1 rRNA gene (only partly in view) is annotated in these 260 nt (G+C 51.4%); it reads left to right on the top strand.

What is annotated here, in order from left to right:
* Positions 1-260, top strand: a 23S ribosomal RNA gene (locus CKO50_RS24230); its annotated part runs 1734 nt beyond the window's last position; the annotation flags it as partial.

The raw sequence follows: 260 nt of genomic DNA, 5'->3' as shown, positions 1-260 counted from the left end.
TAGCTCACTAGTCGAGTCGGCCTGCGCGGAAGATGTAACGGGGCTAAACATACCACCGAAGCTACGGCTGCGAATATACCACCCAAACTATTTTAAGATTAACGTTGACGCACGAAGTGCCCAACGGTCAAGCGACCAACACGTTGAGTTGGCAAGAGATAGTTTCGGGGTATATTCNTAGCTCACTAGTCGAGTCGGCCTGCGCGGAAGATGTAACGGGGCTAAACATACCACCGAAGCTACGGCTGCAGACTTAGTCT

The sequence above is a fragment of the Pseudoalteromonas sp. HM-SA03 genome, assembly GCF_002289345.1.
In the GTDB taxonomy this organism is placed as follows: domain Bacteria; phylum Pseudomonadota; class Gammaproteobacteria; order Enterobacterales; family Alteromonadaceae; genus Pseudoalteromonas.
Note: the sequence above shows the minus strand (reverse complement) of the source record. Positions and strands in the feature narration are given on the sequence as shown.